Raw genomic sequence first — 3870 nt, forward strand, 5'->3', positions numbered from 1 at the left:
CTCGACCGCAAGTGGCGCGAGCACCTCTACGAGATGGACTACCTCCAGGAGGGCATCTGGATGCGGTCCTACCTGGGCCGGGACCCCCTCTTCGAATTCCAGCGCGAGGGGTACGAGATGTTCGCCGCGATGATGGACGCGATCAAGGAGGAGTCCGTCGGCTACCTGTTCAACCTGGAGGTCCAGGTCGAGCCGCGGGACCAGGCCGAGCGGGACGCCGTGGAGATCAGCGCCAAGGGCCTGCGGGCGGGCCGGGGCGACGGCCAACTGCACTTCAGCGCGCCGACGATGGACACCGCGGAGGGCGTCGTGGAAGGCGACTTCGGGGGCGCCGACGAGGCGCCGGCGGACCGCCGCGGCAAGCGGCGCTGACCGCCGCCGTACGCCACGTACGCCCTATCGGGGCCCGCGCTGTCCGGCCGGGCGGCCCATGCGGCAACAATGGGGGGATGAGCGACAGCCCAGCCCCCCTCGCCGATCCGCACCTAGTCTTCGACCCGCTGACGGGAGACGGCCCGCGGGACATCGTGATCCTCGGCTCCACGGGTTCGGTCGGCACCCAGGCCATCGACCTCGTGCAGCGCAACCCCGAGCGCTTCCGCGTCACCGCGCTGTCCGCCGCGGGCGGCCGCGTCGGCCTCCTCGCCGAGCAGGCCCGCCGGCTGCGGGTGAGGACCGTCGCGGTCGCCCGCGAGGACGTCGTCCCGGCGCTGCGCGAGGCCCTGCGGGACCAGTACGCGGGGGAGCCGCTCCCCGAGATCCTGGCCGGCCCCGAGGCCGCCACCGAGGCCGCCGCCTCCGACTGCCACACGGTCCTCAACGGCATCACCGGCTCCATCGGCCTCGCCCCGACGCTCGCCGCCCTCGAAGCGGGCCGCACCCTCGCGCTCGCCAACAAGGAGTCCCTGATCGTCGGCGGACCGCTGGTGAAGGCGATCGCCAAGCCCGGCCAGATCATCCCGGTCGACTCCGAGCACGCCGCGCTCTTCCAGGGGCTCGCCGCCGGCAAGCGCGCCGACGTACGCAAACTGGTCGTCACCGCCTCCGGCGGCCCCTTCCGGGGACGTAAGAAGGCCGATCTCGCGGACGTCACCCCCGAGGACGCCCTGGCGCACCCCACCTGGGCCATGGGCCCGGTGATCACCATCAACTCCGCGACCCTGGTCAACAAGGGTCTGGAGGTCATCGAGGCACATTTGCTGTACGACATCCCCTTCGACCGCATCGAGGTCGTGGTCCACCCGCAGTCGTACGTGCACTCCATGGTGGAGTTCACCGACGGCTCGACCCTCGCCCAGGCCACGCCGCCCGACATGAGCGGCCCGATCGCGATCGGCATCGGCTGGCCCGAGCGCGTCCCCGACGCCGCCCCCGCCTTCGACTGGACGAAGGCGTCGAGCTGGGAGTTCTTCCCCCTCGACAACGACGCTTTCCCGTCGGTCGGGCTCGCCCGGCACGTCGGGGAGCTCGCGGGCACGGCCCCGGCGGTGTTCAATGCCGCCAACGAGGAGTGCGTCGACGCGTTCCTGAAGGGCGCGCTGCCCTTCAACGGAATCATGGAGACGGTGACCGAGGTCGTGGCGGAACACGGCACACCGGCCGCGGGAACCTCCCTGACCGTCGCGGACGTCCTCGAAGCGGAGACCTGGGCACGTGCTCGGGCACGTGAACTGGCAGGCAAGGCGACCGCGGAGGCTCGTGCATGACGACCTTGATGATGATCCTCGGGATAGTCGTCTTCGTGATCGGGCTGCTCTTCTCGATCGCCTGGCACGAGCTGGGGCACCTGTCGACCGCCAAGATGTTCGGCATCCGCGTGCCGCAGTACATGGTCGGGTTCGGGCCGACCCTGTTCTCGCGCAAGAAGGGCGACACCGAGTACGGCATCAAGGCCATCCCCCTCGGCGGCTACATCCGCATGATCGGCATGTTCCCGCCGGGTGCGGACGGCCGCATCGAGGCACGCTCCACGTCCCCGTGGCGCGGCATGATCGAGGACGCCCGCTCGGCCGCCTTCGAGGAACTGCAGCCCGGCGACGAGTCCCGCCTCTTCTACACGCGCAAGCCGTGGAAGCGCGTGATCGTGATGTTCGCGGGCCCCTTCATGAACCTGGTCCTCGCCGTGGCGATCTTCCTCGGCGTGATGATGACGTTCGGCATCAACAGCCAGACGACCCAGGTCAGCAAGGTCTCGGACTGCGTCATCCAGCAGAGCGAGAACCGCGCCAAGTGCGAGAAGGGCGACCAGGTCGCCCCCGCCAAGGCGGCGGGCCTCAAGCCCGGCGACAAGATCGTCGCCTTCCAGGGGCAGGCCGTCGACGACTGGTCCACGCTCCAGTCGAAGATCCGCGAGACCATCGGCCCGGCCACGATCACGGTCGAGCGGGGCGGCAAGCGGCTCGACCTGCACGCGAACCTGATCAAGAACCAGGTCACCAAGACCGACGGCGACGGCGCGTACGTCGAGGGCAAGTACGTCTTCGCGGGCTTCCTCGGCTTCACCCCCGCCAGCGGGATCGTCCAGCAGTCCTTCGGCGACTCCGTGGACCGCATGGGCGACATGATGGAGAACGGCGTCGAGTCGATCATCGCCCTGCCGTCCAAGATCCCGGATCTGTGGGACGCGGCGTTCGGTGACGGCGAGCGCAAGCAGGACTCCCCGATGGGCGTGGTCGGCGCGGCCCGCGTCGGCGGCGACGTGTTCACCCTGGACATCCCGCCGGAGAACCAGATCGCGATGATGCTGTTCCTCATCGCGGGCTTCAACCTCTCCCTGTTCCTCTTCAACATGCTGCCGCTGCTCCCGCTCGACGGCGGCCACATCGCGGGAGCCCTGTGGGAGTCCCTGCGGAGGAACACGGCGAAGGTCCTGCGCCGCCCGGACCCGGGACCCTTCGACGTCGCGAAGCTGATGCCGGTCGCCTATGTGGTGGCGGGGATCTTCATCTGCTTCACGATCCTGGTGCTCATCGCGGACGTGGTGAATCCGGTGCGCATCTCCTGACGGGACCCGCAGGGCGTCCGCGGAACGAGGACGTCCGGCGGAAGAAGTTCCGGTTACGAGAGGTTTGCGGCGGCCCAGCACTCTATGTGGCGGGCCGCCCACCATTGAGTGGAGTTGCCGCCGTGATGTGCCCGGCCCCACCGGGGTGCCGTAATCTCGAAGCCCGGGGGCCCGCCGATCTCGGGACCCTGATCCACACCTAGTGATCCACACTCTTGGGGATGCTCGCCAGATGACTGCCGTATCGCTCGGAATCCCGTCCGTCCCGACCAAGCTCGCCGACCGAAGGGTCAGCCGGAAGATCCAGGTCGGTTCGGTCGCCGTAGGCGGGGACGCGCCGGTCTCGGTGCAGTCGATGACCACCACGCGCACGTCGGACATCGGTGCCACGCTGCAGCAGATCGCGGAGCTGACCGCGTCCGGCTGCCAGATCGTGCGCGTCGCCTGCCCGACGCAGGACGACGCGGACGCGCTCGCGACGATTGCGAAGAAGTCCCAGATCCCGGTGATCGCGGACATCCACTTCCAGCCGAAGTACGTCTTCGCGGCGATCGACGCCGGGTGCGCGGCGGTCCGCGTCAACCCCGGCAACATCAAGCAGTTCGACGACAAGGTCAAGGAGATCGCGCGCGCGGCCAAGGACGCGGGCACGCCGATCCGGATCGGCGTCAACGCGGGCTCCCTGGACGCGCGGCTGCTGAAGAAGTACGGCAAGGCGACCCCCGAGGCGCTGGTCGAGTCGGCCCTCTGGGAGGCGTCCCTCTTCGAGGAGCACGACTTCCGCGACATCAAGATCTCGGTCAAGCACAACGACCCGGTGGTCATGGTCAACGCCTACCGCCAGTTGGCCGCCCAGTGCGACTACC

3 protein-coding genes and 1 pseudogene are annotated in these 3870 nt (G+C 69.2%); all 4 read left to right on the forward strand.

The genetic code is table 11. From position 1 onward, the window contains the following. Positions 1-372, forward strand: a pseudogene (locus tag AOK22_RS36455) (preprotein translocase subunit SecA); the annotation flags it as partial. 77 nt (positions 373-449) lie between these two features. Further along, positions 450-1706 carry a 1-deoxy-D-xylulose-5-phosphate reductoisomerase gene (gene dxr, locus AOK22_RS36460; protein ID WP_055702961.1) on the forward strand — a complete coding sequence of 419 codons (1257 nt, stop codon included), beginning with the start codon at positions 450-452 and terminating at the stop codon, positions 1704-1706. Then, on the forward strand, positions 1703-3004 hold the full coding sequence (locus AOK22_RS36465; protein WP_055702962.1) for a M50 family metallopeptidase: 1302 nt from the start codon (positions 1703-1705) through the stop codon (positions 3002-3004). Before dxr ends, AOK22_RS36465 begins: the two co-directional genes overlap by 4 nt. Positions 3005-3236: 232 nt before the next feature. After that, positions 3237-3870, forward strand: a 634-nt coding sequence (locus tag AOK22_RS36470) for a flavodoxin-dependent (E)-4-hydroxy-3-methylbut-2-enyl-diphosphate synthase (protein ID WP_167357929.1), incomplete at its 3' end; no start/stop codon positions are given.

This window comes from Streptomyces silaceus (assembly GCF_001419745.1).
GTDB classification, from domain to species: Bacteria; Actinomycetota; Actinomycetes; order Streptomycetales; family Streptomycetaceae; genus Streptomyces; species Streptomyces silaceus.

Coding starts and splice junctions, on each gene's coding strand:
- dxr (WP_055702961.1), top strand. CDS start 450: ATGAGCGACAGCCCAGCCCCCCTCGCCGATCCGCACCTAGTCTTCGAC.
- AOK22_RS36465 (WP_055702962.1), top strand. CDS start 1,703: ATGACGACCTTGATGATGATCCTCGGGATAGTCGTCTTCGTGATCGGG.